This window comes from Mesorhizobium sp. WSM1497 (assembly GCF_001672455.2).
In the GTDB taxonomy this organism is placed as follows: Bacteria; Pseudomonadota; Alphaproteobacteria; order Rhizobiales; family Rhizobiaceae; genus Mesorhizobium; species Mesorhizobium ciceri.
Window position 1 is genome coordinate 5976188 of the sequence record NZ_CP021070.1, and the last position, 24055, is coordinate 6000242.

The following is a 24055-nucleotide window of genomic DNA, read 5'->3' on the forward strand; positions in this document are numbered from 1 at the left end:
CGTAATGCTCTTGGTCAGCGCTCCTATTCTTGGCTTTCCGGAAAAGGCGGCCTTGGCCAAAGTTGTCGACAGTGGGTGGCTGACGATGGGGGACCAGGTACGAGCCTTTGAAGAGGCCTTCGCGGCCGTGCATGATGCGGTCGATTGCGTTGCCGTCAGCTCTTGCACCGCCGCCCTGCATCTCATTCTCCATGCACTTGGGATCGGTCCCGGAGACGAAGTTCTGGTTCCCTCGCTGACCTTCGTGGCGACCGCGAATGCAGTGCTCTACGTAGGAGCAACACCGGTATTCGTCGACATAGAGTCGGCCGAAGTGCCACTGATGTCCCTAAGCGACGCGGAAGCCAAGTGCACCGGACGCACCAAGGCCGTCATTCTCGTCCACTTTGCCGGCTACCTCGCCGACCGGGAAGAATGGCAGAGATTTGCCCGTGTGCGAGGACTGCATATCGTCGAGGATGCCGCGCATGCTCCCGGCCTTAAGGAGGTGGGGACTTATGGTGCGGCCGCGGCCTTTAGCTTCTACGGCAACAAGAACATGACCACCGCGGAAGGTGGGGCCGTAATCGCCCGGGATGCACAGCTCCGTGAAGCGATCCGCCAGGCTCGCGGACATGGGATGACCAGCGGCACACATCAGCGGCTGAACAGCCGCACGCCGCAATACGATGTGACGATGCTCGGTTTCAATTATCGCATGGATGAATTGCGCGCCGCTATTGGCTTGGTCCAGCTTCAGAACCTGCAGGAATGGAATGAAATCCGGCGCATATTGGTCGTCCTCTATCGACGTCTGATCGCAGACTATTGCTCGGCTGTGACAGTTCCGTTCTGCAAACCGCGGACCTCGGCCTATCACATCATGCCTGTCCTCCTGCCACATGACGTCGACCGGCAAACGGTGATCGACCATCTGCGAACGAAGGGAATACAGACCACAATCCACTATACGCCCGTGCACCAGATGACGCTCTATCGCCAAATGTTCACTGAAATCCATCTGCCGAAGACCGAGGATTTCGCGCAGCGGGAGTTGACGATTCCACTACACCCGCAAATTACGGCAAGTGCGATCGAGTCGGTGGTTGTTGCGTTGGCCACCGCGATTGAAAGCAGCGGGCGCGCGGGAGCCGCGGCATGAACGCACTCGACGTGACGATGCATCGGCCCGCCGTAGCTGGCACCAGCCATGGAATTGCCAGGCGCGCGATGGATATCATCCTCGCCGCAGCAGCGGGAATGGCACTCGCTCCGCTGATGCTACTGATTGCTGTTGCACTCTTTGTCGAGGGTGGTTGGCCCGTGCTTTTCGCACAGACGCGCCTGGGTGCCGGCGCAAAACCGTTTCGCATGTACAAGTTCCGCAAATTCAAGACAACAGCCGATCCTTTCGGCCTTGCGCTGACCATGAACGATGACAGCCGGATGACGCGGATAGGCCGTTTTCTCGCGGCAACGAAACTTGATGAGTTGCCGCAACTGTGGAACGTTTTTACGGGAGACATGGCAATTGTCGGCCCGCGGCCGGAAAGCCTTGCCTTCGCCGATTGTTTCCGCGGCGGCAATGAAGCCGTCCTGCAGTGGAAGCCCGGCCTGCTCGGCCCGACCCAGGTTCTATTCCGTCACGAAGCCTGTTTTTACCCGCCCTCCCTTGATCCGCTCCTGTTTTATCGAGAGGTCCTGTTCCCGGCCAAGGCAACGATCGACCTCGCCTACTATCCGCGGCGCACGATTGCATCGGACCTCGTCTGGATAATGCGAGGCTTCAGGGCGGTTTTCGGCGTGTCCCTGCCTCCCGCGGCGAGTGGGTAGAGTTGGAAGGTGAGGAGAGTTTGGCATGAATGGATTGTTGTTCGTTCGCCAGTTTGACAGCTCACACGATCAAAGGAGTGCACAGTCGTGAGCTATCGCGGCAGGAAGGTCCTGGTCACGGGTGCGGATGGATTTATCGGATCCCACCTCACGGAAGCGCTGGTGCACGAAGGCGCCGATGTCACGGCACTGGCCCTATACAACTCGTTCGACAGCCATGGCTGGCTGGACGATTTACCCGACCACGTTCGAAGCCAGTTGCAATGCATTCGTGGGGATGTTCGTGACAGCGCGTTCATCAACCGGATCGTGCGCGGCCAGGCGGCGGTGTTTCATCTGGCTGCGCTGATTGCGATTCCCTACTCCTACGCGGCTGCCCAATCCTATGTGGAAACCAATGTGCTGGGCACCGTGAATGTCCTCGAAGCGGCACGCCACTGGGAAACCGAACGCATTGTGCATACGTCCACGAGCGAGGTTTATGGCACCGCTCTGACCATGCCGATCGACGAATCCCACCCACTGCAGGGACAGTCCCCCTACTCTGCATCCAAGATCGGCGCAGACATGATGGCGGCGTCCTATGCCAGGTCCTTCGATGTGCCGGTGGTCATCCTGCGACCGTTCAATACATACGGGCCGCGCCAGAGCGAGCGGGCCATCGTGCCGACCATCATAAGGCAGGCTCTGGACGAGAACTGTCCGGCGATCATGGTCGGCGACACCAGCCCTATCCGCGACCTTACCTTTGTGGAGGACACTGCTGCGGCATTTGTGGCGGCAGGGGCGGCCGAGCTTGAATTTGGCCATGCCTACAATGCAGGCAGCCAGCGCGCCGTCAGTGTCTCGGACGTTTTGGAGTTGGTGCTCGAGTTGAGTGGCACCAGGAAACCAGTTCGTCGAGATGAAAGCCGGATGCGGCCGCAAAACTCCGAGGTTCGCGCGTTGCTCGCCGATTCCTCGAACCTTGAAAGTAAAGTCGGATGGCGGGCACATACGAGCTTGCGTGATGGTCTGGAAAAGACCATCGAGTGGTGGCGCTCGCGCCTCAGCGAAGGCCGCGTCCGACGCGAAATGAGCTACATGACATGACCTTTCCGCGGCTCATACCAGCTTTGCTGTTGATGGCCGCTCTGCTGGCGCTGCACACAGCCGGAAACCGGCCGAGCGGTGCGGCAGGCACGGAGCCGGCAATGGATCTGCCCGCTTATCTGAAACCTGCAACTGATCCGGCGACAGGGATCCGCTTTACTCGGATCACTCAGCCCGGAGCGCTTGGCAGCGGAATTGTCTGCGGCAAAATATATTGCAGTCATCGCTACTCGAGCGCGCAAGCCTGGAATGCGGATCAGAGCCTCCTCGTCCTCATGAACGGCTGCAACGGCATGTGTTTCCTCGACGGGAAAACCTACCTCCCTTTGTTTCATCGCAACAAGTCGGGTGAGTGCGAATGGCGCCCTCGAAACGCGGAGATGATGATCTGTGTCGATGGTCAAAAGATATCGACCTGGGCGCCCCGCACCAATCGTGAGGACATAGTGTATGCCGCAACGAAATATCGGGATCTCGAATTCGGCCCGTCCAAGGGAAATCCTAGTCGTGACGGCAACCGCATTGCCGTACGCGCGACCCGCAATGATGGAGCTGCTGTCGTCTTCGCATACGACATCGACCGGCGTCTGAAATACCCGGACATCGATCTCGCCCAGGTTGCCGGAACGACCAGCTCCTGCACCATTTCTCCGCTCGGAGAGAACATCCTGTGTTTCCAAAATCTGGTCGACGGCACCGAACAGCGAGCCATTTTCGCAGTCGACGGGACCCTGCGCCAAACGTGGAAGGATCATCATCGGCCCGGCCATGGCGATTTGACTCTCGATGCGGATGGCAGCGAAATTTACGTCGGAACCAGCAAATCCGCTCCGGACAAATATCAGGTGATCAAGCGTCGGCTGTCCGATGGAAAGGTCACGTCGCTCACGAAGTACGGTGAGGCCGAGCATACGTCGCTGCGTGCTTTGGACAGGCCCGAATGGGCGTTTATAAGTTACGGGGGCAATCCCGATGAGGTTCGGAGCCACCCGGACTGGGCGCCATACACGCGCGAAGTGATCGCGCTGCGTGTCGACGGTCGTCAGGAGGTGCGACGCATCGTGCAGACGCGAAACGCTCCGTTCGACTATTGGAGCGAGACACATGCCTCACCCTCCCCTGATGGGTCGCAAGTGATCTGGTCGAGCAATTGGGGGGTGCCTGGTGGGCCGGTCTACGAATTCGTCGCCCATCTCGATTGGCCGCAGCAGCCGGGCCTGAATTAAAGGGAGATTGCCATCGATGGCCTTCGTTAGCCGAATTTTCTTTGCAGCCCTTGCCGGTTGCCTGGCCCTGGATATCGCAGCCGCGGCTGAAGCGCCGGTGGCCTATAAGCTGTCGCCCGGCGATACGGTGGAGATAGGAATAGCCTCCATAGCGGAGCGAACGCAACGCGCGATCGTGCAAATGGATGGCTCGATCGCGCTGCCCGAGTTCGGGATGATCCCGGTTGGCGGGCTGACGCCGGCAGAATTGCAGACGCGCATGGAGGCGGTGCTGCCAACCAAGATAGTCCATCAGCGCCTACCTGATGGACGGGAGCAAATGATCGTCATCAAGCCGAGCGACGTCACGGCCGTGATCGCGGAGTACCGTCCGATCTATGTGACTGGCGATGTGCTGACACCAGGGCAGCAGACTTACCGGCCACTCATGACTGTCCGACAGGCAATTGCCGTCGCCGGCGGTTTTAGTCTCCTGCGGTCTCGGGCAAGCCAAAGCGGACCTGATCCCGTTGATCTGCGACGCGACTACGAGTCGATCTGGGGGGACTACATCAGGGACTACTTTCATGGCGCGCGCATCCGCGCCGAACTTCAGAACCAGGCAGAATTTGACATGCAACCGCCGCAAGGCTCGCCCCTGTCGAATGCATTGATATCGGCGGTCGCGCAGGCGGAAGCGGAGGGCCTCAAGATTTCGCTGAACAATTTTCAGCAGGAGCAAAGCTATCTCGACAAGACCGCCAAGGATGCCGAGGCTCAGGTCGAGGTTCTGCTCAAGCGCGAGCAGACGGAAGCGGCCGCGGTGAAACAGGATGAGGACGATCTTGCGCGGGTCACCAAATCGTTCGAATCGGGCAACCTGACCAACAGCAGGCTCGCCGACGTCAGGCGTGCCGTGCTGATGTCGTCGAGCCGGGCGCTCGAGACCTCAGTCGAACTGATGAGAACGCGGCGCCAGCAGGAAGACTCCGTCAGGCAGCAGGAACGCAATGAAAATCAAAGAAGGATCGGCCTTCTGAACGAATTGAGGGACACCGACCTTCGCCTCGCCGAGACCACTGCAAGGCTCCACGCAGCCAGCCAGAAGCTTCAGCCATCAGGGGCGTCCGCGCTTCCACTGCCCGTCGCCGGCGAAACCTTTCAGGCGCGGATCACAATAACCGGCGGGGCCGGCGACGCGTCAAGAGGTCGACCGGTCGACCAGGACACCGAGGTTGCGCCTGGAGACACCATCGAGGTGAGGTTCAGCAGCGAACTGCAGAGCGCGGCGATCCAGTAGTTGCGCGGACGTGAACCGAGCCGGGAACGACGTTGCTGATGGCTCGCCCATGGCATGAAGACCGGGCGCCTGAGAAATCAACATTGGGAAATCAAGAAAGCGGGTTTGCCGTGATTGGTGAAATAGATGTCGCCAGCGCCTACAGCACCGGCCGCACCGACTTCATGGGGCTGAAGTTGGTTGTCGCGCCCGGCGTGCTCGTCCCTCGCCCGGAGACGGAACTGCTCGGCAGCACCGCCCTCAATGTGCTTCGTGAACTTAACAGGCCGGTACCGCGTGTCGTGGACATGTGCTGCGGGGCGGGCAATCTCGCCTGCGCCATTGGATACAAGGTCCCCACCGCGCGCGTCTGGGCGAGCGATCTTACTGACAGCTGCGTCGAAACCACCTGCCGGAACGTTGCCCATCTTGGCCTGGCCGGACGTATTTCGGTGCTACAGGGCGACCTCTTCAATTCCTTCTCGGGTCTGGAGCTCGAAGGTACGATCGATCTGGTCGTCTGCAACCCGCCTTACATCTCGGAGAAGCGGCTCGAAAACGACCGCGCGCATCTGATGGAACTTGAACCCCGTGAGGCGTTCGCTGCCGGGCCTTACGGCCTGAGCATTCATATGCGGGTGATCAAGGAGGCGCAGCATTATCTGCGGCAAGGTGGCATGCTGCTTTTCGAGGTCGGGCTTGGCCAGGACCGGCAGGTCATGAGTTTGGTTGAGCGTTCCAAAGCCTATGAGAGCATTCGCACGGTTGCGAACAAAGCCGGTGAAGCCAGGGTGGTTTGTGCACGGGCCAAAGCGCCAGCGTGAGCCGCGCCATGGGTTTGCGCGCCCGGTTGGGACGACGCCCTCAAGCCGTAGCCCGGCGATCAGTTTTCCTTGCTGACCACGTAACGTGCAATTCCCTGGATGGAATCGAAATTCTCCGGCAGAAGTTCACTGTCCTCGACAGTGATGCCGAATGTCTCCTCGACGAATCCGATAACTTCAAGCACTCCAGTCGAGTCTATGATGCCCTGATCGAGCAACGACGTTTCAACTTCCAGCGCACGCGGGTCGGCTACGTAGAAGTTTGACGCCAGAAAGGCGCGGATTTGATCGCTGTAGGTGTCAATTCTGTTGTTCGTGCTCAGCATTGAATTGGCCTCCGATCCAAATAATTTCCGTAAATTGCTTTATGACAGCGCCATTTTCTTGAGCTTGCCCGTGTCCGTCATCGGCAGACTGGACACAATTTGGATGGACTTCGGAATCATGAAGTTTTCCAATCGCTTCTGACATTCCATCCGCAGCTGCTTTTCGCCCATGATCGTTCCTTGCTCCATGACGACAAACGCTTTCACTGCTTGCCCCAGCAGGTCATCAGGTACTCCGACAACCGCGGCTTCCCGTACTCCCGGGATTTCCATCAGCACGTTTTCGACTTCCCTAGGCGCCACCTTTTCTCCCCGCGATTTTATGATCTCATCGCTGCGGCCGACAAAATAGAGGTAGCCTTCCTCGTCCATTCGGCAGTAGTCGCCGGTGTACAGAACCTGCTCGCCGGGCAAAGGACCTGGCTTGAGCTTCTTCGCGGTAGCCTCCGGCTTACCCCAGTAGCCCTTCATGACCGTTGCCCCGCGGATGACCAACTGGCCGACGACATTGGGACCAACCCTTCGGTCATCCTCATCGACAATCCACATTTCGGTGTTCGGGATGGCGATCCCCACGCTCAACGGTTTTCGGGCAAGATCGTCCGGCGGAAGATAGGTGCAGCGTTTGCATTCGGTCAGGCCGTACATCGAATAGATGCGGGCGGCGGCAAACAGTTCCTGGAGCAGGCGAATGTGCTTAAGCGGCAGGGCTGCCGCCGTATTCGTGACATACCTTATGCTTGCAAAATCATTTGCCTTCAGCGTCCTGAGATCCGACAGCGCGGCAAAGATGGTCGGCACGCCGGGAAAGCCTGTAACTCTCTCCCTTTCGATGATCGCAAGTATCTGTGCGGGGAAGGCAAACGAGCGCTCGAGGACCAACCGCGCCCCGGTACGGAATGCCATTATCATCTGATAGAGGCCGTAGTCGAAGGCCAGGGGCAAGACATTGAGGATCACGTCGTCTTCGCCAAGCTCAAGGTACGAGGCGATAGACGTGCAGGCTGTCATCATGTTCCTGTGTGTCAGCATCACGCCTTTGGGTTCGCCGGTCGAGCCCGACGTGTAGATGATGGCTGCGAGATCGATATCGATGCGGCGGCGGGGCGGCGCTTTGCCGTGGCCGGCAGCCGCCTCATCCCAGCGCACGGCATGCGGCAATCCCCGGAGCTCGGCGTCGTCCACCTGACCGGAGACGATGAGCCGCCGCAGCGACGGACAGTTACGCGCCGGCTCAGCAAAGACCGGCTGCAAATGTTTGTCGGTGATCAATGCTGCCGGAAGGCAATCGTTGAGCAAATACCCCAGCTTGTCGCTCTTGGTGAGCGGATTGACGACGCACACAACGGCGCTCGCCTTGAGAACCGCCCAGAAGCTGACCACGGTCTCGACGGTGTTGTCGGCGAAGATCATAACGCGGTCACCGGGGGCGACCCCGGACGTGACGAGATGACGGGCGACCGCGCTGGAGCGTGTCTCAAGCTCGTCATAGGTGAGCCGGTGCTCGCCGCACACCAGCGCTATCTTGTCGCCGAGCCGTTCGGCCGAATGGCTGAGGTAATCGTCCAGCAGAGGTACGGCGCCATGCATCATACCAGCACCTCTTCCCTGTGCAGGTGATCGACGTCTATCCTGAGGTCGACCGCATGCGCGCTCGATGGGCGGCTTGCGACAAACTGCTGATGGAGGAGCTGCGTCGACAGCACGCCGACCAACGCCATGTTGTCCGAGTTGGACAGATCCCCATCGCCGGTCTTGGCAGCGCATTTGTCCAGCAGGCGCGCGACCGAGTTCGGATCAAAGACATTCGCCGCGCGCAGGGCAGTCTCGGAGAGTGCTTCGCGGACATAGGCGGGTGCGCCATCGCCCGTGAAGCAAAGTGCGTTGGGCGCCCGGTAGGGTTGCTTCTTGCGGGCCACGACTTCCGCGGGCACGATCGATTTCGCCACACGCTTCAGCACGTGTTTCTCATCCAGAATGCGCAGCTTGTAGTCGGGCGGGAGCGAATTCGCCAACGCCACGAGCCTGTCGTCCAGGAACGGGAAGCGCCCCTCGACAGAATGGGCCATCAGCATCCTGTCACCCTGCGAGGAGAGCAGGTAGCCCGACATCAGCGTCCTGATCTCAAGATACTGGTCCTGCGCGAGAGGACCCCATCGTGGAAACTCTTCGGGCAGGTGGCCAAGCAGGTCCGCCACCACGTCGTGACGCGCCGCTTCGGCATGCATGTCGGCCGAGAACAGCCGTTTGATGGCGCTGGTGGTGCGCCAGCGGGTGTCATGCGCGAAGCCGGGCGCGCCAAATGCATGGATACCGTGTCCGAAGAACTGGCGCGCCATCGCCTGCTGCTTGACGGGCGACCGGCTCAGATAGGGGTAGAGCCGTTCCAGCAGTCGCGCGCGTCGGGCGGATGCGGGCTGCCGCCCCCAGAAACGGCGGACCTTGCCTTCACGGAACAGGTCGTAGCCGGCAAACATCTCGTCGGCGCCCTCGCCGGTCAGGACGACCTTGATGCCATGTTCGCGCACCAGCCTCGAGAGAAGGAACAACGGCGCCGGCGCGGTCCTGAGAATCGGACACTCGGCGTGACGGATCACATCTGGGAAAACCTCGGCAATATCACCGCGCGAAACCATCACCTCGTGGTGCTCGCCGCCGCTCGCACTTGCAACCAGCCGCTGGTAACGGGTTTCATCATATTCGGCGTCAGCAAAACGCAACGAGAAGGTCTGGAATGGCGCGCCGGCGAAGCGCCTCCCGAGCATGGCGACAAGTGAGCTGTCGAGCCCGCCGGAAAGGTAGCAGCCAACCGGCACATCCGCCTTGACCATTCTAAGCGCCGTCGCGGCCTGCAAGGCGCTACGCACTTCGTCCACCGCATCGTCCAGTGAGCCGGTGAAGGTGCCATGGGCCTGGTCCGCGATCTCGGGATAGCAAGGTTTCCAGAAAGCGTGCTCACGAACGCTGCCATTGTCGTAGATGCGTACATGGCCGGGGGTAAGTTCCTTCACTCCCTGAAATACGCCTTGCGGCGGTACGACCGTCCACAGCGTGAAAGTCTGGTCTATCCCCGCCGGATCGAAGGCCCGCGGTATCGCCGGGTCGGCTGCGAAAATGGCCTTCACTTCGCTGGCGAAGTGAAGGCGGCCAGCATGTTCGCACAAATGCAGCGGGCAGATGCCGAACCGGTCGCGCGACAGGACGAGGCGGCCTGTCAGCGAATCCCAGATGGCGAGTGCCCACTGCCCGTTTAGCCTCTCGAACGCGGCCACGCCCCAGGCGCGGTAGGCGTGCACGATGACCTCGGTATCGCTGCGGGTGCGGAAACGATGCCCCAGCGCCGTGAGTTGTTCACGCAGCTCGACGTAGTTGAAGATCTCGCCGTTGAACACGATCCAGGTGGTATCGCCGGTGTCGGCGAGGGGCTGCTGTCCGGTCGAGAGATCGATGACCGACAGACGGGTATGCGCCAGCCCCGCCCGCCTGTCGCGGTAAACGCCGCTCTCGTCCGGGCCTCGATGGGAGAGCGCGGCTGCCATTCGTAGAAGCGCGGCTCGTGAAGGAGGCTCCGCAGCCGCGTTCAGCGCCACAATTCCGGCGATGCCGCACATGGGTCAATCCCTGTCCATCGCAGCGGACAGCTGCGGCCGTGCGTGAAGGTAGCGGGCGGCGCGGCGTTTGCTGACGATATCCTTATAGACCTTCTCGACCTGCTCGGCCGTCAGGCCGGCGGCGGCGGCAACCACGCCGGCCGAAATTCCGTGATTCATGCCGTAGAGGCACAAATCCATCAGCTGATAGGGCAAGGCGAAGTAGAACTCCTCCTGGGTTTGCGCCATGGAAAACGTGTCCGTGGTCGGCGGCCTCATTCGGACCTCCTCGTCAATCCCGAGATATTCCGCCAGCTGATAAACCTGGGTCTTGTAGAGATGGACGATCGGCATCACGTCGGCGACGCCGTCGCCCTGCTTGACGAAGAAGCCTTGGTCATATTCGAGCCGGTTTGGCGTGCCTGCCACTGCATAGTTGAGGCGGTCCGCATGATAGTATTCAGTCATCTTGCGAACCCGCTGCTTGTAGTTGGTTGCAGCGACGATCTGCAGGTAAGCCGCCGGCGAAAGACGCACGGTGTCGATCTTTCCGTCCGGATCCTCGACGGTGAGGCGCGTGATATTAAGGCCGCTGCTCTCCAGCACCGATGCCATGACCAGCTTGCATTTCCAGCCTTCGCCATATCCAGGGACGGCAGTTCGGATGGCCTCCATCTGTCGGGCGTAGGCACCGATGCCCTCGAGCGCCGGCTGGATATCTTCAAGGATTGTGTCGATGCCAAGCTGCCCGGCGACGCTGCGGCCAAGCCTCAGCGAGTCGCCGGATGAATCGCGCTCCGGCATGAACAGGCCCAGTACCTTGTCCCTGCCGAACGCGCGTGCGCAGACCGTTGCGACGACCGAACTGTCGATGCCTCCGGAGAGCCCGACAACCACTCCGCGGCGCCGTTGTGTGCCGAGAACCTGTTCGCGCAAGGTCTCGACGATGCGATCGATCTCCAGCCGGGCATCGAGCGCCAGCACACCGCTGCTGAATTCCCCGATCAGGTCGATGACACTGCCTCCCGTTTCTGTGACTCGATTGAAGAGTAGGTCTCAGTCACAGCGTTTTCGATGAGCGGGCGATTGATGGTCAGATGAGGCTCCACGACCATGTCGATGTGAGTGCCGGCGATCGGAATGACGTCCAGATGGACGAATGCCCGATCCCACCCAAGTGCAAGCGGCATTCCGGGCCGCGCGCAACGGAACAAGGTGCCGGTGATCGGCAGTATCGGCCTGGGTTCTGTGAGCCACTGGAAGAAGGCGCGCGCGCGCAGAACTTCCTGCAGTTCCAGTTTGGTTCTGAAGCTCGTCGGGTTGAATTGACCCTCGGCATAGCGGTCGAGGAAGCTGGCAAGCCGGGATTCGCAGTGCATTTTGACCGCGACCTTGGCAAGCGCGCGGCATGCCACTCGACTAGCCGATATACGATTGGTTCGGATCCGGTGAAATGTCCGGGTAATCGTCTCCCAACGCTTGCTGCGTTCGCCAACCAGGCTGGTATCCAGAATGCCCGTGAACGCTACCGCTCGCCCTTGATCAAGCAGACGCGCGGCAACCTCAAAAGCAACCGCTCCTCCGAGCGAGTGACCAAGCAGGCGAACACAGCCGGTCGGCTGTACGCGGTTGATATGATCGATTGCAGCTTCGACCATTGCGGCGACGGTGTTCTGACCTTGCAGGATCATGCCCAGGGCCGGATATCTGATGGGAGACACCCTGGCGACCTTGCTTATTGCCGATGCGAACGAAGCAAGGCTCGGACCATAGCCGACCGACCCGGGGAAAAGGAAAAGCAGCGGAGGCTCGTGTTTCCAAGCGGGCGCGTGCTCGCCGCCTCCTTGAGCAGAAATGACCGCTGCAACCATCTCATCGAAGCTCATTCCAACCGTGAAGGCTTCCAATCCGAGCTCCTGCCCGATCGCGCTTTCGATTTCCATGACGCAGTGCAGCAGCTTCAGCGAATCTCCCCCCGCTTCATCCCAACAGCCCAGGGCGACCCGCGTCTTGAGGACCTTGGTCCAGGCACGCCGTACGATCTGATGAGCAGGAACTTCATGTCCCGCATGGGGTATTTGCGGTGGGGGCGTGGTTTCCCGAACCGAAAGGTCAATTGCAGCCAGCGTTGTCATATCGATCTTTCCGCTGGGCAGTCGCGGTATCTCGGCGCTTGCATGGAGTCGCAACGGGCAAAGCGCCGGCGGCAATTTTGTCCTGGCAAGTTGGCGCAGCTCGTCGCAAAAACTGGCTCCCGCTCCGCTGTGCGGTACGGCGAATGCAACCAGTTCATTCGCCGGGGTGACGATAACCACGGCATCCTTCACCGACGGCGCGCCACGCAGCACCCGTTCGAGTTCGGCCGGCTCAACGCGCCGCCCATTGACCTTTATCTGGCGCCCTTTGCGGCCTATGATCCGCAGCAGGCCGTCACTCCCGATTTGCACAAGATCGCCCGTCGCAAAGATGCGAAGCGTCTGGTCGTCGGGGTCTACTTCAAACGGAACAACGGCCCCGTTTTCCCAATGTCCAAGCGCGACATACGGGCTTCTGATCAACAGTTCTCCGATCTTGCCGGGCTGAACCGGGTAACCCTCTTCATCGACCACTGCGAAGCTGATTCCCGGAAGCAGCCAGCCGACGGGAGCCGAAGAATCGAATTCCGGCCAATCGTGCGGCAAGAACCACTGCGATCCCGTCGTTTCCGTCGATGAATAGCCGATCTGCACCAGGCAATTTGGCGGGACAGCCTTGCGCACGAGGCGGATGTCGGCCGAAGATACCTTCTCGCCTCCAATTCGGGCAACTCTGAGCGAACCAAAGGCGTCCGCGGGTTCATCCGCCAAGAGAGCGCGAAGCAATGCCGGCACCAGATAGGTGATCGTCACGCCTTCGGATTGCATGCGGCCGCGAACCGCGCGCAGGCCGACGGCTTCAACCTCCACAAGCTGCAACGTGGCACCCGTGAGCAGAGCGGCAAGAATTTCCCGACAGCCGGCGATGGTTGCCGGGCCGGTCAGAGGCAGGAATACATCCTGTGCATTGATGTGGCACGCATCGACATATTGCTGCACTCGGCACAGCAAGTTCCGCTGGCTGTTGACAATCCCCTTGGGGCGGCCCGTGCTGCCGGAGGTATAAAGCACGATTGCCGGTGCATCGACAGAAACCACACGGTGTGCGGCTGGATGGGGCGTTGCCTGCAATGATTGCGCCATATCGATCCAGGCAACGTGCTGGGGCAGATCAAGGCCGTGGAGGCCTTTGTCGCCAATTATGGCGGAGAGCCTCGCGTCGGCGACGATTTCGTTGATGCGCGAGTCCGGATCTCGCACGTTAAGCGGCACTGACGGCCGACCGGATGCCATGCTGGCCAGCATCGCAACGGTGTACCAGACCGAGTTGGCCTGAAGTATTCCAACCGCATTTCCGTCGGGAACGACGGCTTCAATCCAGCCGGCCAATGCCTCGACCGCCCGAAAAAGCTCGGAATAGGTCAGTCGATTGGTGCCGTCGCTGGCGGCTAATTTTTCGGAATAACGCCCGGCGATCTCCCTCAGGTGATCAAAGACAGGAACGTCGGCGAAGCCAGTTCCCATCCGTTGATGCAGACGTAGAACAGGCCCGCCATGGTCAAGAGCATGATCGGGAGCTTTTAGCCATCGGCAAGGGACCACCGCTTGGTAGTCAGCCTGCACCGTTTGAATCGCCCTCGAAGATTCTAAATGCGCCAGAGACATAAGGGCCCCACGCTAGGATTGTTGCCGCTTATCGCTCCGCGGCATGATCTTTTCATCAATCATTCGGATGATGCGTGAGACGGTCTTAATCGCTTGAATTATTCGAAGATGAAGAGGCCAGCCTGCGCCCGCCCGGGCTGCGGGACTACCTTACCTTACAGAGGTGTCGGGCTGCGCGCTGCTATCCGCTTTGCCAGTACTTGAAACGAAGCAGTATGCGAACACTTCCCCTCCAAGCTCATCCGTTACACGAACCCAATTGTTTTCCCAAGTCCGCAGGGTAACCTGGCGTCCCGTTGACATAGTCGCCGCCGTGAACGGGCTGGACGCATTGACGTTACTCGCCGCGACCACGTCATCCCCCTCCATTTGTTCCACCAGGTATGTTTGCATCACTGCTCCTGACTGTGGGGCAAGGCCGGTTCAATCGCGTGTAGCTGGACAACTCCAACCGCAGGGAACGGATTTCGTTCCATGCTACAGGCAACCCTACCGCCGGAAGTCAGCCTTCAGATCGCCTGCCCTCCTGGCAGGACCGTGGCCTAGCCGCTGAACGACTGGTCAGGACTGAGCTATGCTTTGGGGGAGATGGACCTCGCCCTGCGAATCCGCATACTTCTGGAAAAGTGCAATCTTGTCGGGATACGTAATCCGGATTTCGCTGTGACAGCCCTCGCAGCGATATTTGGACGCAACCTGGAACCAGCGCCCGGGTTTCAGCAAAGCCAATCCGCAGCGAGGACATTTGAACGTCATTTCAAGAGGGCATAGATTCTGACACAGCGGCATTTCGCAAAGTCCATAAGGGATACCTAATGTTAGGCAACGACAGCCGGCCGAAATCGTTCCTGGACGCCGTTCTTTTCGTCAGGCCGATGACCAGCCCCGGACGCCGGGAGATTATTGGATTATCCGCGATGCCAGATTTACTGACGCGGGCCTGAACTCAAGCGCACCCCGATTTCCGGTGGCGTAGCGCCGTTGCAGGCGTTGACTGATGTCAGCAGCTTGCAATCCGAATGAGCAAGCCCGGAGCGAGGTGGCCTCGGGGGGACGACGGGGCCGCACGGTCGACGACACGGCCTATCCGGATGCTGAAACAACGCCGCGCGCCGACCCTGTCGAACAGCACCAGTGGAACAGGCAGGACGAAAAGCGGCGCAACAGGCGGCAATACTTAAGTGTCTCGCCTATATCGTAGCTCGGAAGCCGCGATCCCGACCGAGTTGATGGATATGGAAGCGCTGTTGAAGGGAACCGACGCATCCCTTGGCGAATGCGTCGGTTCCAGAAGTTTATGCGTGGCGGATTTCCGTTCCCAGCACCTTCAGACATTCGCGGATGAACGCAGCAAGCGCCGTCCAACCTTTGGCCGAAACCATTGTCCCGTCCACATAGGCCTCGGTCGGCGACAGGTCGATATAGGTGCCACCCGCCAGTGTCACCTCCGGCTCGCAGGCGCCGAGTGCCGCGACCTTCTTGCCGCGCACCACGCCGTCGACAGCGATCAGGATCTGCACGCCGTGGCAGATGGTGAAGATTGGCTTCTTGGCCTCGTGGAAATGGCGCACGATCGCCTGCACGCGCTTGTCGGTGCGGATGTATTCCGGGCCGCGGCCGCCCGCGCAGTAGACGGCATGATACTGATCGAGCTGCCTCTCGGCTTCCGAGAAAGTCTTGTTGATCAGCGCATAATGGCCGAGCTTTTCGGTGTAGGTCTGGTCGCCCTCGAAGTCGTGCAGCGAGGTCTTGATCAGATCTCCGGCGTTCTTGTCCGGGCATACCACGTGGATGGTGTGACCGACGGCTTCCATCGCTTGCTGATAGACAAAGATTTCGTATTCTTCGGTGAACTCACCGGTCAGCATCAGTATCTTTTTGCCTGGCATGGTTCTTCCTCTCAGTGTTTTGAGCTAGGCAAGGCGCAGACTGCGCCTGCCTTTCTGTGAAATCGGATAGGGTCAGAATGGCGAATCCGGAAAGTAATATTCCTTGGCGTTGGCCTGGGTGATCAACGGCGCGTCGAGCTTGACGGTGCCACGGACGGGTGCCTGGCCGATCAGGTTGGCGACTGTCATGTAGATCGCGGTCTTGATCATCGACGGCGGGTATGGCGTCTCGACCGGCGTCATGGCGTCGCCGTCGATCACTTTCTTGACGATGTCCTTCATGCCGTTGCCACCGAGCGCAAGCTTGATGTCGGTCCGCCCCGACTGCTTGACCGCCTCGAGCACGCCAAGCAGCATGTCGTCGTCATTGGCCCACACCGCATCGATATGCGGGTACTTGGCCAGATAGTCCTGCATCAGCTTGAAGGCTTCGTCGCTGTTCCAATGCGCGTACTGGATGTCGAGGACTTTCAGATCAGTGCCTTTGATCGTGTCCTGGAAGCCCTTGATGCGCTCGTCGTCGATGACGGTCGGAATGCCGCGCAACACAACGACGTCGCCCTTGCCGCCAAGCTTGTCGATCATGAACTTGGCGGTGTTGGTGCCAACCGCGATATTGTCGCCGGCGAGGTAGAGATCCTGGACGGAGGCGTCAGTCAGACCCCGATCGACGACGGTGATGAACGTGCCCATGTCCTTGATAGCCTTGACCGGCTGGGTCAGCTCTTCCGAGCTGTAAGGCAGGATCACCAGAGCATCCAGCTTGCGGCTGGCCGACAGGTCCTCAAGCGCGCTGACCTGCTCCGCCGCGGACGGCGACGTCTTCACGACCACTTCGACGTTCGGGAACGCGGCGTTGATTTCCTTGGCCGCCGCTTGTGCGTGGTAGACGATGCCCGCTGTCCAACCGTGGTCAGCGGCCGGTATCGACACCGCGATGACCTTCTTGTCTTGCGCCATGGCCTGGCCGGCCAGCAGCAGCGCGCCAAGTGTCGCTGCCGCAATCCATTTTCTACTGAACATTGTCTTCTCCCTTGGACCTACAAGAACGTTAATCCGCGTGGTCCGGACGCGGCGCTATTTCGAATTCGAAAACCGCTGGATGAGCATGGCGATGATGATGATGACGCCTTGAACAGCGGCAACGAGGTATTCGGAGACGAAGTCCGAGAGCACCATGAGATTGGCGATGAGTTCCAGGATGACGGCGCCGGCGACTGTCCCCCACACATGGCCCTTGCCGCCGCGCAATGCGGTGCCGCCAATCACCACGGCGGTGATGACCTGCAGTTCCCAAAGCTGTCCGGTTGTCGGCGTTGCGGCGCCCAGGCGCGGCACGTAGCAGATCGCGGCAATCGCCACACAGACACCCTGGACGATATAGGCCACGGTCCGTGTCCTGATCACCGAGATGCCGGAATAACGGGCGACATCCTCATTGGCGCCGACCGCCGCACATTTGCGCCCATATTTCATCTTGTAAAGGATGAAGGATGCGACCGCGGCGACTGCGACGGATATGAGGATTGGAACCGGGATCCCGCCGACCGTGCCGAAATAGACAGGCCGGTAGGCCTCGCGCAACGACCTGTCGATCGGTATCGTGCCGCCATCGGTCAGATAGGTTATCAGCGCCCGGAAAATCCCCATCGTGCCCAGCGTGGCGATAAACGGTTCGATCCTGCCGACCGTGACGATGAGCCCGTTGGCAAGCCCGCACAGGAGGCCGACCAGGATCGCAACCGCCATACCGGCGGGAATAGCCCAGATGCCGGCATGCGGCGCCACCGCGTTCATGAACATGATGGTGATGCCGGTGATGAAGGCGGCCATCGAGCCGACGGAAAGATCGAGCCCCCCCGACGAGATCACAAATGTCGCGCCGACCGCGATAATGGCGATGAAGGCGCTGCGGGTGATGACGTTGGCGAGGTTGGTGGCGGACAGGAAATCGGGGTTGATGAGGTAACCGGCCACCAGCAGAGCTGCCAGCGCAAGAAAAGGCCCGATATCGGTCCAACTGATGTTGAGATCGAGGGGGCGACGCCTGGGTGCGGATTCGCTCATGACAGCCATTTTGTGCCTCCCTTGGCTTTTGGCCCTGGCTTGGGGCCACTGGTCGCCAGTACCGCCACATTGCTTTCGGTCATTTCGGCGCCACTGACCTCGCCGGTGATGCGGCCTTCGCGCATCACCAGGATGCGGTCGCAGATGCCGATCAATTCCTGCATCTCCGAAGAGATGACGATGCAGGCCTTGCCCTTGGCCACAAGCTCCTGGATGAAGGCATAGATCTGCGCCTTGTTGGCGATGTCGATGCCACGCGTGGGCTCGTCGATAATGACCACCGAAGGATCGGTCAGCAGCACCTTCGCCAGCAGCAGCTTCTGCTGATTGCCCCCGGAAAGCTGGGCCGCTTTGGCGCCGAGGCTCTTCAGCCTGATGTCATATGTCTCCACGGCCTGTTCCAGGGCTTGCGCTTCGCGGCGCCGACCCATCGAGAGGCCGGGATGGAACACATCGAGCGCCGACAGCGTCAGGTTAGGCGCCAAGTGCTCTTGCAGCAGCAGTCCCTTGCCCTTGCGATCCTCGGTCAGGTAACCGACGCCGGCGTCGATCGCCGCGCGCGGCGATTGGAAATGGACCGACTTGCCTTCAAGTTCGATCTTGGCAACTGCCGGGCGCAAGCCGATAATGCCCTCGAAGAGTTCGGTTCGGCCTGCGCCGACCATACCGGCGAACCCCAGGATCTCGCCCTTGTGGACCGTGAACGACACGTCCTCCACATAGCCGGGAACGGAGGCGTTCCTCACGCTCAGCATCGGTACATCCGAAGGCGCTGCGGTTCTCTCAGGATAGAGCGCTGCCAGTTCGCGCCCGACCATCAGCCGCGCCATGTCCATCTGGCTCAGCGTCTTGCCGGGATAGGTGCCGACCATCTTGCCGTCGCGCAGAACGGTCACTTTGTCTGCGACCCGCTGCACCTCATCCAACCGGTGGCTGATATAGAGCACGGCGGTGCCGTGAGCCTTGAGTTGCAGGACGATCTCCAGCAGGCGCTCGACCTCGCCACCGGTCAGAACGGCGGTCGGCTCGTCGAAGATAACCACCTTGTGGTCGTCAAGCAGGGCGCGAGCGATCTGCACCATCTGCCGGTCTGCCAGCGAAACGTCGCGCACCAGTGCCCTTGGCGAGACCGCGCAGCCGATCTGCGCCAGTTTCTCGGTTGCCAGCCGGCGCATGGTGCGGTCATCCACGACATGGCCACGCGAAAGCTCTCGCCCAAGAAACAGATTGTCGGTGACCGTGAGCCCCTCGGCGAGCAGGATCTCCTGATGAACCAAAGCGATACCGGCATCCTGTGCTTGGGCAGGCTTGGCAAATTTCACCGCGTGTCCGTTCATCGACAACGTGCCGTGGCTTGGCTCGACATAGCCGGACAGCAGCCGCATCAACGTCGACTTGCCGGCACCGTTCTCGCCAATGATGGCATGGATCTCTCCCGGCAGGACGTCCAGGGTGACGTCCGACAGCACCGTCACTGGGCCGTATTGCTTGGACAATTCCTGGGCGCGCAGCACCGGTTCAAGCGAACCAGGCGCTTCGCTGGACAACGTGCTCCCGCCCTCCCCGGCGATATTCGCGGCAATGGACATCCGTTCCGACCTCAATCGAATGCCGGGAGCAGGCGATCGCGCGAGTGCTCGATATGGATGCGCATCGCCTTTTCGGCGGCATCGGGATCGGCCGAGCCGAACGCGGCAAGGATCGCCTCGTGTTCGTCAAGCGCCTCCTCGGTCACGCGTGCATGGAACATCAGGCGGAAGATGTGGAAGTGCGTGTGCTGGTGGCTCAACGTCTCACGGATGAGTTCGTTTTGAGAAAACTCCATGATCTTGTCGTGGAAGATCGCATCCTGTCTGGCGAAATTCGAATAGCGCACGCGATCATCCTTGCCTTCGCGGCGTGACATCACGCCGGCGGCTTCGAGCAACAGATCGAGCTTGGCGTCGTCCATCGTTGCGGCGGCCTTTGCGGCGCCATGCGGCTCGAGCAGCAGACGCATCTCGTATAATTCGTCGAAACGGCGCCGGGTGATCTGGGGCGCGGCACGATAACCGATCAGATGCGTCTTGAGCACCAGGCCTTCGCCTTCGAGCCGTCCGAGGGCTTCCCGGATCGGCGTGTGCGAGACGTTGAATTCCTTGACCAAGCTGTCGACTGTGATGCGCGAGCCGGGGGGGATCTTCAGCGCCATCAACTGCGCGAAGATGGCTTCATAGACATCTTCGACGAGACTGTTGGCGCGCTGGATGCGACCAGCTCCAATGCTGGCGTCGCTTGGGTCGGGTAAGTTTGCGGTCTGCATATTTTGCCTCTTGACAGTGAGGACTGCTAACACGATGGTTCCGCGGATGCAATCCTATATCCTATACGATTTTAAAGCGGATATCTTTTAAGTGCGAGAGACACACTCTTAAACCGTCCGATCCAGACCGAGTTCAATGCCTCCGTTTCCAGTCAGCAGCCGTCAAAGGAACAATCATGACCCTCTTCGCCGCCCTGCGGTTGCCGCGTGAAATCCTGTTCGGGAAGGGGCAACGCCATGTGCTGCCGACGGTCGCCGCCCGGTTCGGCCGACGCGCGCTGGTCTGCACCGACGAGCGTTTCGCGGGCACAACGGTATTCGCCGACATCATCAAGTCCCTTCAGTCAGCCTCGATCGAGGTCCTGGTGCATGATCGTGTTCTGCCCGACGTGCCACGCGATACGGTCGGCATCTGCGTCGAGGAAGCGAAGGGGTTCGGGCCGGATATGGTGATCGGCATCGGCGGCGGCAGCTGTCTCGATTTCGCCAAATGCGCCACCCTGCTGCTCAGCCATGGCGGCAAGCTCCAGGACTATTACGGGGAGTTCAAGGTGCCGGGTCAGACACTGCCGCTGATCGCCGTACCCACCACGGCCGGCACCGGCTCCGAGGTGACGCCGGTCGCGGTGATTTCCGACCCGGACCGGACGCTCAAGGTCGGCATATCGAGCCCTCACCTTATCGCCGCGGTCGCTCTGTGCGATCCCGAGCTGACAATGACCTGTCCGCCTGGCCTGACCGCGATCGCCGGCGCCGACGCTTTGACCCATGCGATTGAGGCCTTCACCGCCATGCGGCGCGGTGAAGATCCCAATCTGCCGCAACAGCATGTCTTCATCGGCAAGACTGCGCTGACAGACCATTTCGCGTTGCTCGCGATAAAGCTGCTTGGCCGGAGTCTGGAGAAAGCCTGCAGCGACGGCACGGATGCCGACGCGCGTGCCGATGTCATGATGGGCGCTCTGGCGGCGGGCTGCGCGTTCGGCACCGCCGGCACGGCGGCGGCGCATGCCGTGCAATACCCGGCAGGCGCCCTCACCCACACCGCCCATGGTTTGGGCGTGGCCACAATGATGCCTTACGTGATGACCTATAACAGCCGCGTCGCCGCTCACGAGATGGCAGAGATCGGCGCGGCACTTGGCTTGGAGGCCAAGGCGCGAACCGCCGACGAGATGGCAGCCGCCACGATCGAGGAGATCAGGCGATTGTTCGCGGCGATCGGTATTACGCCAACATTGGCGGATCTGGGCCTCCCTGCCGATAAGCTTGAGTGGACCGCCGAGCAAGCGCTCGGCATCGACCGCCTGATCAAGAACAATCCGCGTGCGTTCGATCTCGGCACGATGCGACGCCTCGTCCAGGCTGCCCATGACGGCGACCTCGCCGCCTGCGTTATGTGAGAAACGGAACACGGAACAAAGCGATGAATTTGAACACTCAGCAACTCGACCAGGATGGCTATGACGTGCGCGGTTTTTCGCACGGACTCTACATCGACGGCACTTGGCGGTCGTCCTCCGACGGTCGGCTCATCGATGTCGTCGATCCCTCCTCCGGGGCGGTGATCGCGGCGGTTCCCGATGCGACGGTCGAGGACGCCACCGCCGCCGTCGAGGCGGCGGCCAAAGCAGCTAGGAGATGGCGGGAAACTGCGCCGCGCAAACGCTCGGAAATCCTTCGGCGCTGTTTCGAACTGATGGTCGAACGCTCCGAAACGCTCGCCATGCTGATCTCGCTGGAGAACGGCAAGGCGCTGCGCGACGCGCGCGGCGAAGTGGCTTATGCCGCCGAGTTCTTCCGCTGGAATGCCGAAGAGGCGGTCCGGATCACCGGTGAATTCGGCACCGCGCCATCCGGCACCAACCGGATCGTGGTCGATTATGAGCCGATCGGAATTTGCGTGCTGATCACACCGTGGAATTTTCCGGCCGCGATGGCGACCCGCAAGATCGCGCCGGCGCTGGCGGCAGGCTGCACTGTCGTCCTGAAGCCGGCCAGCGAAACACCACTGACGGCCTATGCGCTGGCGGCACTCTACAGCGAAGCCGGCGTGCCTGCCGGCGTCGTCAACGTGCTGACCACGACCAGTCCCGGGCCGCTGACTTCGGCCATGCTTGCCGATCCGCGGGTCAGGAAGCTGTCCTTCACGGGGTCGACGGGTGTCGGCCGAACCTTGCTCGGCGAGGCTTCAAAGCATGTCATTTCGTGTTCTATGGAACTCGGCGGCAATGCCCCGTTTGTCGTCTTCGACGATGCCGATCTCGACGCCGCCCTCGATGGCGCGATGATCGCCAAGATGCGCAACGCCGGCGAAGCCTGCACCGCCGCCAATCGCCTCTATGTGCAATCGGGAATCTATGATGCTTTTGCCGACGGGCTCCGCAAGCGCATGGCGGCACTTAAGGTGGGGGCGGGCCCGAATGCCGACACCGAGTGCGGGCCGATGATCACCAGAAAGGCTGTCGACAAGATCGATCGCCTGGTCAAGGACGCGGTGGGCCGGGGAGCCAAGGTGCTTTGCGGCGGGGCGATTTCGGAGGAAGAAGGATTCTTCTATCCGCCAACAGTGCTGTCCGAGGTGCCGCCGGATGCGGAGATGGCGCACGAGGAGATTTTCGGCCCGGTGGCACCTATCACACGCTTCGACACCGAGGCCCAGGCCATCGCCCATGCTAACAACACGGAATATGGCCTGGCCGCTTATATATACACACGCGATGTTGGGCGCGGCATGCGGGTGGCGTCGGGGATCGAGGCCGGCATGATCGGCCTCAACCGGGGACTGATGTCGGATCCGGCCGCACCATTCGGAGGCGTCAAGCAGAGCGGCCTTGGCCGCGAAGGCGGCCAGCACCACGGCATCGCCGAGTTCATGGAGGCTAAATATATTGCCGTCACCTTCTGAACCGGCAGTCATGTCAAAGGACCCTTTCCGCACGCGCGACCATGTGGCCGATTTTGACGATATCGTGGCCGACATAGTGACTCGCAGCGCCGAAACCCGGGCGACCCTGCCGATATCGGCGGGTATCGCCTATGGCGAGGGCGAGGCCGAAAGGTTGGACCTGTTCTTTCCGCCCGGTGTGCGCAGGGATCTTCCCGTGCACATCTTCATCCATGGTGGCTACTGGCGCATGTTCTCCAGAAGCGACTATTCTTATGTAGCGAACACAGTCACCAAAGCTGGGGCGATCGCGGTCATCGTCGATTATGCGCTGATGCCCGAATTCAGGATGGCGGCAATCGTCGACCAGATCCGGCGTGCCAAACAATGGGTGCTGGACAATATAGCCGCCCATGGCGGCGACCCTGCCCGGCTAAGCGTAAGTGGTCATTCGGCGGGTGCGCACCTGGCCACATTCCTGTTCGAAAAGGCGCCAATGCCGTCGCGCATACGTGCGGCGCTGCTGCTAGGCGGCCTTTACGACCTCAAGCCCCTTCAGACCTCCTTCCTCCAGCCGTTAATCGGCATCACCGATGAGGAGGCAGCTGCCTTCACCCCAATGACGCGGTGGCATGACCCGGAGACGGCAGCGACCATTCTCGTCGGAGATCAGGAAACGTCACCTTTTCACCAGCAGGCCGCCGACTTCGGAAAGCGCTTGCGCGCGCAGGGGCACCCTGTCAGCGACCTCCGCCTGAATGACCGAAACCACATGAACAGCGTGCGTGATCTGGGCATCAGCGGCACACAAGCTGGCGATTGCCTGATGGCGATGATCGATGGAAACGGCCTGTAGGACGGAAACCCAGGGAGAGCAGGGCCCGCTTGTGCCTTACTTGACATTCCCGTCACTCAGGAAAGTACCGTCACGGGGATCGCGGCACGCTGCCGGCATCGGGCTGAGCTTTGCGACAGGTGAAATCCGGCAGAGCACACAACCGACGATTCCTCATCCTCTTTTTCCACACTGACGAACTGCACA

General features: G+C 60.7%; 19 protein-coding genes. 9 read left to right on the top strand and 10 right to left on the bottom strand.

Features of this window, described 5'->3' with window-relative positions; translation table 11 throughout:
- The first annotated feature begins 4 nt into the window (after positions 1 to 4).
- The 6 genes from A9K65_RS29310 to A9K65_RS29335 all read left to right on the top strand — a co-directional run bounded on the left by A9K65_RS29310 (position 5) and on the right by A9K65_RS29335 (position 6212).
- Positions 5 to 1141: a DegT/DnrJ/EryC1/StrS aminotransferase family protein gene (locus tag A9K65_RS29310; protein ID WP_013533116.1), complete on the top strand. Its 1137-nt coding sequence runs from the start codon at positions 5 to 7 to the stop codon at positions 1139 to 1141.
- A complete protein-coding gene (locus A9K65_RS29315; protein WP_013533117.1) occupies positions 1138 to 1812 on the top strand; it encodes a sugar transferase in 675 nt (224 codons plus the stop codon). The genes A9K65_RS29310 and A9K65_RS29315 overlap by 4 nt, the downstream gene beginning before the upstream one ends.
- 87 nt (positions 1813 to 1899) lie before the next feature.
- Positions 1900 to 2904: an SDR family NAD(P)-dependent oxidoreductase gene (locus tag A9K65_RS29320; RefSeq protein ID WP_064994999.1), complete on the top strand. Its 1005-nt coding sequence runs from the start codon at positions 1900 to 1902 to the stop codon at positions 2902 to 2904.
- A complete protein-coding gene (locus tag A9K65_RS29325; RefSeq protein ID WP_027163967.1) occupies positions 2901 to 4130 on the top strand; it encodes a hypothetical protein in 1230 nt (409 codons plus the stop codon). Before A9K65_RS29320 ends, A9K65_RS29325 begins: the two co-directional genes overlap by 4 nt.
- A gap of 16 nt (positions 4131 to 4146) precedes the next feature.
- The gene (locus A9K65_RS29330; RefSeq protein WP_063167489.1) at positions 4147 to 5409 is read left to right on the top strand and encodes a polysaccharide biosynthesis/export family protein; all 1263 of its coding nucleotides are present in this window, start codon (positions 4147 to 4149) and stop codon (positions 5407 to 5409) included.
- Between the two features lie 110 nt (positions 5410 to 5519).
- Positions 5520 to 6212 carry a class I SAM-dependent methyltransferase gene (locus tag A9K65_RS29335; RefSeq protein WP_164745784.1) on the top strand — a complete coding sequence of 231 codons (693 nt, stop codon included), beginning with the start codon at positions 5520 to 5522 and terminating at the stop codon, positions 6210 to 6212.
- Positions 6213 to 6271: 59 nt separating this feature from the next.
- Here the strand turns inward: A9K65_RS29335 and A9K65_RS29340 are convergent, their stop codons facing one another.
- The 10 genes from A9K65_RS29340 to A9K65_RS29395 form a co-directional block, all read right to left on the bottom strand.
- Positions 6272 to 6538, bottom strand: a complete 267-nt coding sequence (locus tag A9K65_RS29340) for an acyl carrier protein (protein WP_013533122.1) — start codon at positions 6536 to 6538, stop codon at positions 6272 to 6274.
- A 39-nt stretch (positions 6539 to 6577) separates the two neighbouring features.
- Complete coding sequence (locus tag A9K65_RS29345; protein WP_063167488.1) at positions 6578 to 8131, bottom strand: class I adenylate-forming enzyme family protein; 1554 nt, start codon at positions 8129 to 8131, stop codon at positions 6578 to 6580.
- On the bottom strand, positions 8128 to 10149 hold the full coding sequence (gene asnB / locus A9K65_RS29350; protein WP_064994998.1) for an asparagine synthase (glutamine-hydrolyzing): 2022 nt from the start codon (positions 10147 to 10149) through the stop codon (positions 8128 to 8130). The genes A9K65_RS29345 and asnB overlap by 4 nt, the downstream gene beginning before the upstream one ends.
- Before the next feature lie 3 nt (positions 10150 to 10152).
- Complete coding sequence (gene nadE, locus A9K65_RS29355) at positions 10153 to 11133, bottom strand: NAD(+) synthase (protein WP_272482884.1); 981 nt, start codon at positions 11131 to 11133, stop codon at positions 10153 to 10155.
- The gene (locus tag A9K65_RS29360; protein ID WP_082826410.1) at positions 11133 to 13727 is read right to left on the bottom strand and encodes an AMP-binding protein; all 2595 of its coding nucleotides are present in this window, start codon (positions 13725 to 13727) and stop codon (positions 11133 to 11135) included. Before A9K65_RS29360 ends, nadE begins: the two co-directional genes overlap by 1 nt.
- Before the next feature lie 1436 nt (positions 13728 to 15163).
- Positions 15164 to 15757: a DJ-1/PfpI family protein gene (locus tag A9K65_RS29375; protein ID WP_013533129.1), complete on the bottom strand. Its 594-nt coding sequence runs from the start codon at positions 15755 to 15757 to the stop codon at positions 15164 to 15166.
- Between the two features lie 72 nt (positions 15758 to 15829).
- The gene (locus A9K65_RS29380; protein WP_013533130.1) at positions 15830 to 16780 is read right to left on the bottom strand and encodes a substrate-binding domain-containing protein; all 951 of its coding nucleotides are present in this window, start codon (positions 16778 to 16780) and stop codon (positions 15830 to 15832) included.
- 54 nt (positions 16781 to 16834) lie between these two features.
- Complete coding sequence (locus tag A9K65_RS29385; protein WP_024502420.1) at positions 16835 to 17833, bottom strand: ABC transporter permease; 999 nt, start codon at positions 17831 to 17833, stop codon at positions 16835 to 16837.
- Positions 17821 to 19413, bottom strand: coding sequence for a sugar ABC transporter ATP-binding protein (locus A9K65_RS29390; RefSeq protein ID WP_063167483.1), 1593 nt, complete (start codon positions 19411 to 19413; stop codon positions 17821 to 17823). Before A9K65_RS29390 ends, A9K65_RS29385 begins: the two co-directional genes overlap by 13 nt.
- Positions 19414 to 19424: 11 nt before the next feature.
- The gene (locus A9K65_RS29395; protein WP_013533133.1) at positions 19425 to 20126 is read right to left on the bottom strand and encodes a GntR family transcriptional regulator; all 702 of its coding nucleotides are present in this window, start codon (positions 20124 to 20126) and stop codon (positions 19425 to 19427) included.
- Positions 20127 to 20302: 176 nt separating this feature from the next.
- Between A9K65_RS29395 and A9K65_RS29400 the strand changes: the two genes are divergently transcribed.
- From A9K65_RS29400 to A9K65_RS29410, 3 genes are read left to right on the top strand one after another with little or no spacing between them, the layout of a single operon-like run.
- On the top strand, positions 20303 to 21529 hold the full coding sequence (locus tag A9K65_RS29400; RefSeq protein WP_064994997.1) for an iron-containing alcohol dehydrogenase: 1227 nt from the start codon (positions 20303 to 20305) through the stop codon (positions 21527 to 21529).
- A 23-nt stretch (positions 21530 to 21552) separates the two neighbouring features.
- Positions 21553 to 23034 carry an NAD-dependent succinate-semialdehyde dehydrogenase gene (locus A9K65_RS29405; RefSeq protein WP_063167481.1) on the top strand — a complete coding sequence of 494 codons (1482 nt, stop codon included), beginning with the start codon at positions 21553 to 21555 and terminating at the stop codon, positions 23032 to 23034.
- Positions 23035 to 23044: 10 nt separating this feature from the next.
- The gene (locus A9K65_RS29410) at positions 23045 to 23869 is read left to right on the top strand and encodes an alpha/beta hydrolase (protein WP_024502416.1); all 825 of its coding nucleotides are present in this window, start codon (positions 23045 to 23047) and stop codon (positions 23867 to 23869) included.
- The last annotated feature ends 186 nt before the right edge of the window (positions 23870 to 24055 follow it).

What these genes read in the sequence shown, in the direction of transcription:
- A9K65_RS29310 (WP_013533116.1), top strand. Translation starts at nt 5, where the DNA reads ATGCTCTTGGTCAGCGCTCCTATTCTTGGCTTTCCGGAAAAGGCGGCC.
- A9K65_RS29315 (WP_013533117.1), top strand. Translation starts at nt 1,138, where the DNA reads ATGAACGCACTCGACGTGACGATGCATCGGCCCGCCGTAGCTGGCACC.
- A9K65_RS29325 (WP_027163967.1), top strand. Translation starts at nt 2,901, where the DNA reads ATGACCTTTCCGCGGCTCATACCAGCTTTGCTGTTGATGGCCGCTCTG.
- A9K65_RS29330 (WP_063167489.1), top strand. Translation starts at nt 4,147, where the DNA reads ATGGCCTTCGTTAGCCGAATTTTCTTTGCAGCCCTTGCCGGTTGCCTG.
- A9K65_RS29340 (WP_013533122.1), bottom strand. Translation starts at nt 6,538, where the DNA reads ATGCTGAGCACGAACAACAGAATTGACACCTACAGCGATCAAATCCGC.
- A9K65_RS29345 (WP_063167488.1), bottom strand. Translation starts at nt 8,131, where the DNA reads ATGATGCATGGCGCCGTACCTCTGCTGGACGATTACCTCAGCCATTCG.
- asnB (WP_064994998.1), bottom strand. Translation starts at nt 10,149, where the DNA reads ATGTGCGGCATCGCCGGAATTGTGGCGCTGAACGCGGCTGCGGAGCCT.
- A9K65_RS29360 (WP_082826410.1), bottom strand. Translation starts at nt 13,727, where the DNA reads ATGGGAACTGGCTTCGCCGACGTTCCTGTCTTTGATCACCTGAGGGAG.
- A9K65_RS29375 (WP_013533129.1), bottom strand. Translation starts at nt 15,757, where the DNA reads ATGCCAGGCAAAAAGATACTGATGCTGACCGGTGAGTTCACCGAAGAA.
- A9K65_RS29380 (WP_013533130.1), bottom strand. Translation starts at nt 16,780, where the DNA reads ATGTTCAGTAGAAAATGGATTGCGGCAGCGACACTTGGCGCGCTGCTG.
- A9K65_RS29385 (WP_024502420.1), bottom strand. Translation starts at nt 17,833, where the DNA reads ATGGCTGTCATGAGCGAATCCGCACCCAGGCGTCGCCCCCTCGATCTC.
- A9K65_RS29390 (WP_063167483.1), bottom strand. Translation starts at nt 19,413, where the DNA reads ATGTCCATTGCCGCGAATATCGCCGGGGAGGGCGGGAGCACGTTGTCC.
- A9K65_RS29395 (WP_013533133.1), bottom strand. Translation starts at nt 20,126, where the DNA reads ATGCAGACCGCAAACTTACCCGACCCAAGCGACGCCAGCATTGGAGCT.
- A9K65_RS29400 (WP_064994997.1), top strand. Translation starts at nt 20,303, where the DNA reads ATGACCCTCTTCGCCGCCCTGCGGTTGCCGCGTGAAATCCTGTTCGGG.
- A9K65_RS29405 (WP_063167481.1), top strand. Translation starts at nt 21,553, where the DNA reads ATGAATTTGAACACTCAGCAACTCGACCAGGATGGCTATGACGTGCGC.
- A9K65_RS29410 (WP_024502416.1), top strand. Translation starts at nt 23,045, where the DNA reads ATGTCAAAGGACCCTTTCCGCACGCGCGACCATGTGGCCGATTTTGAC.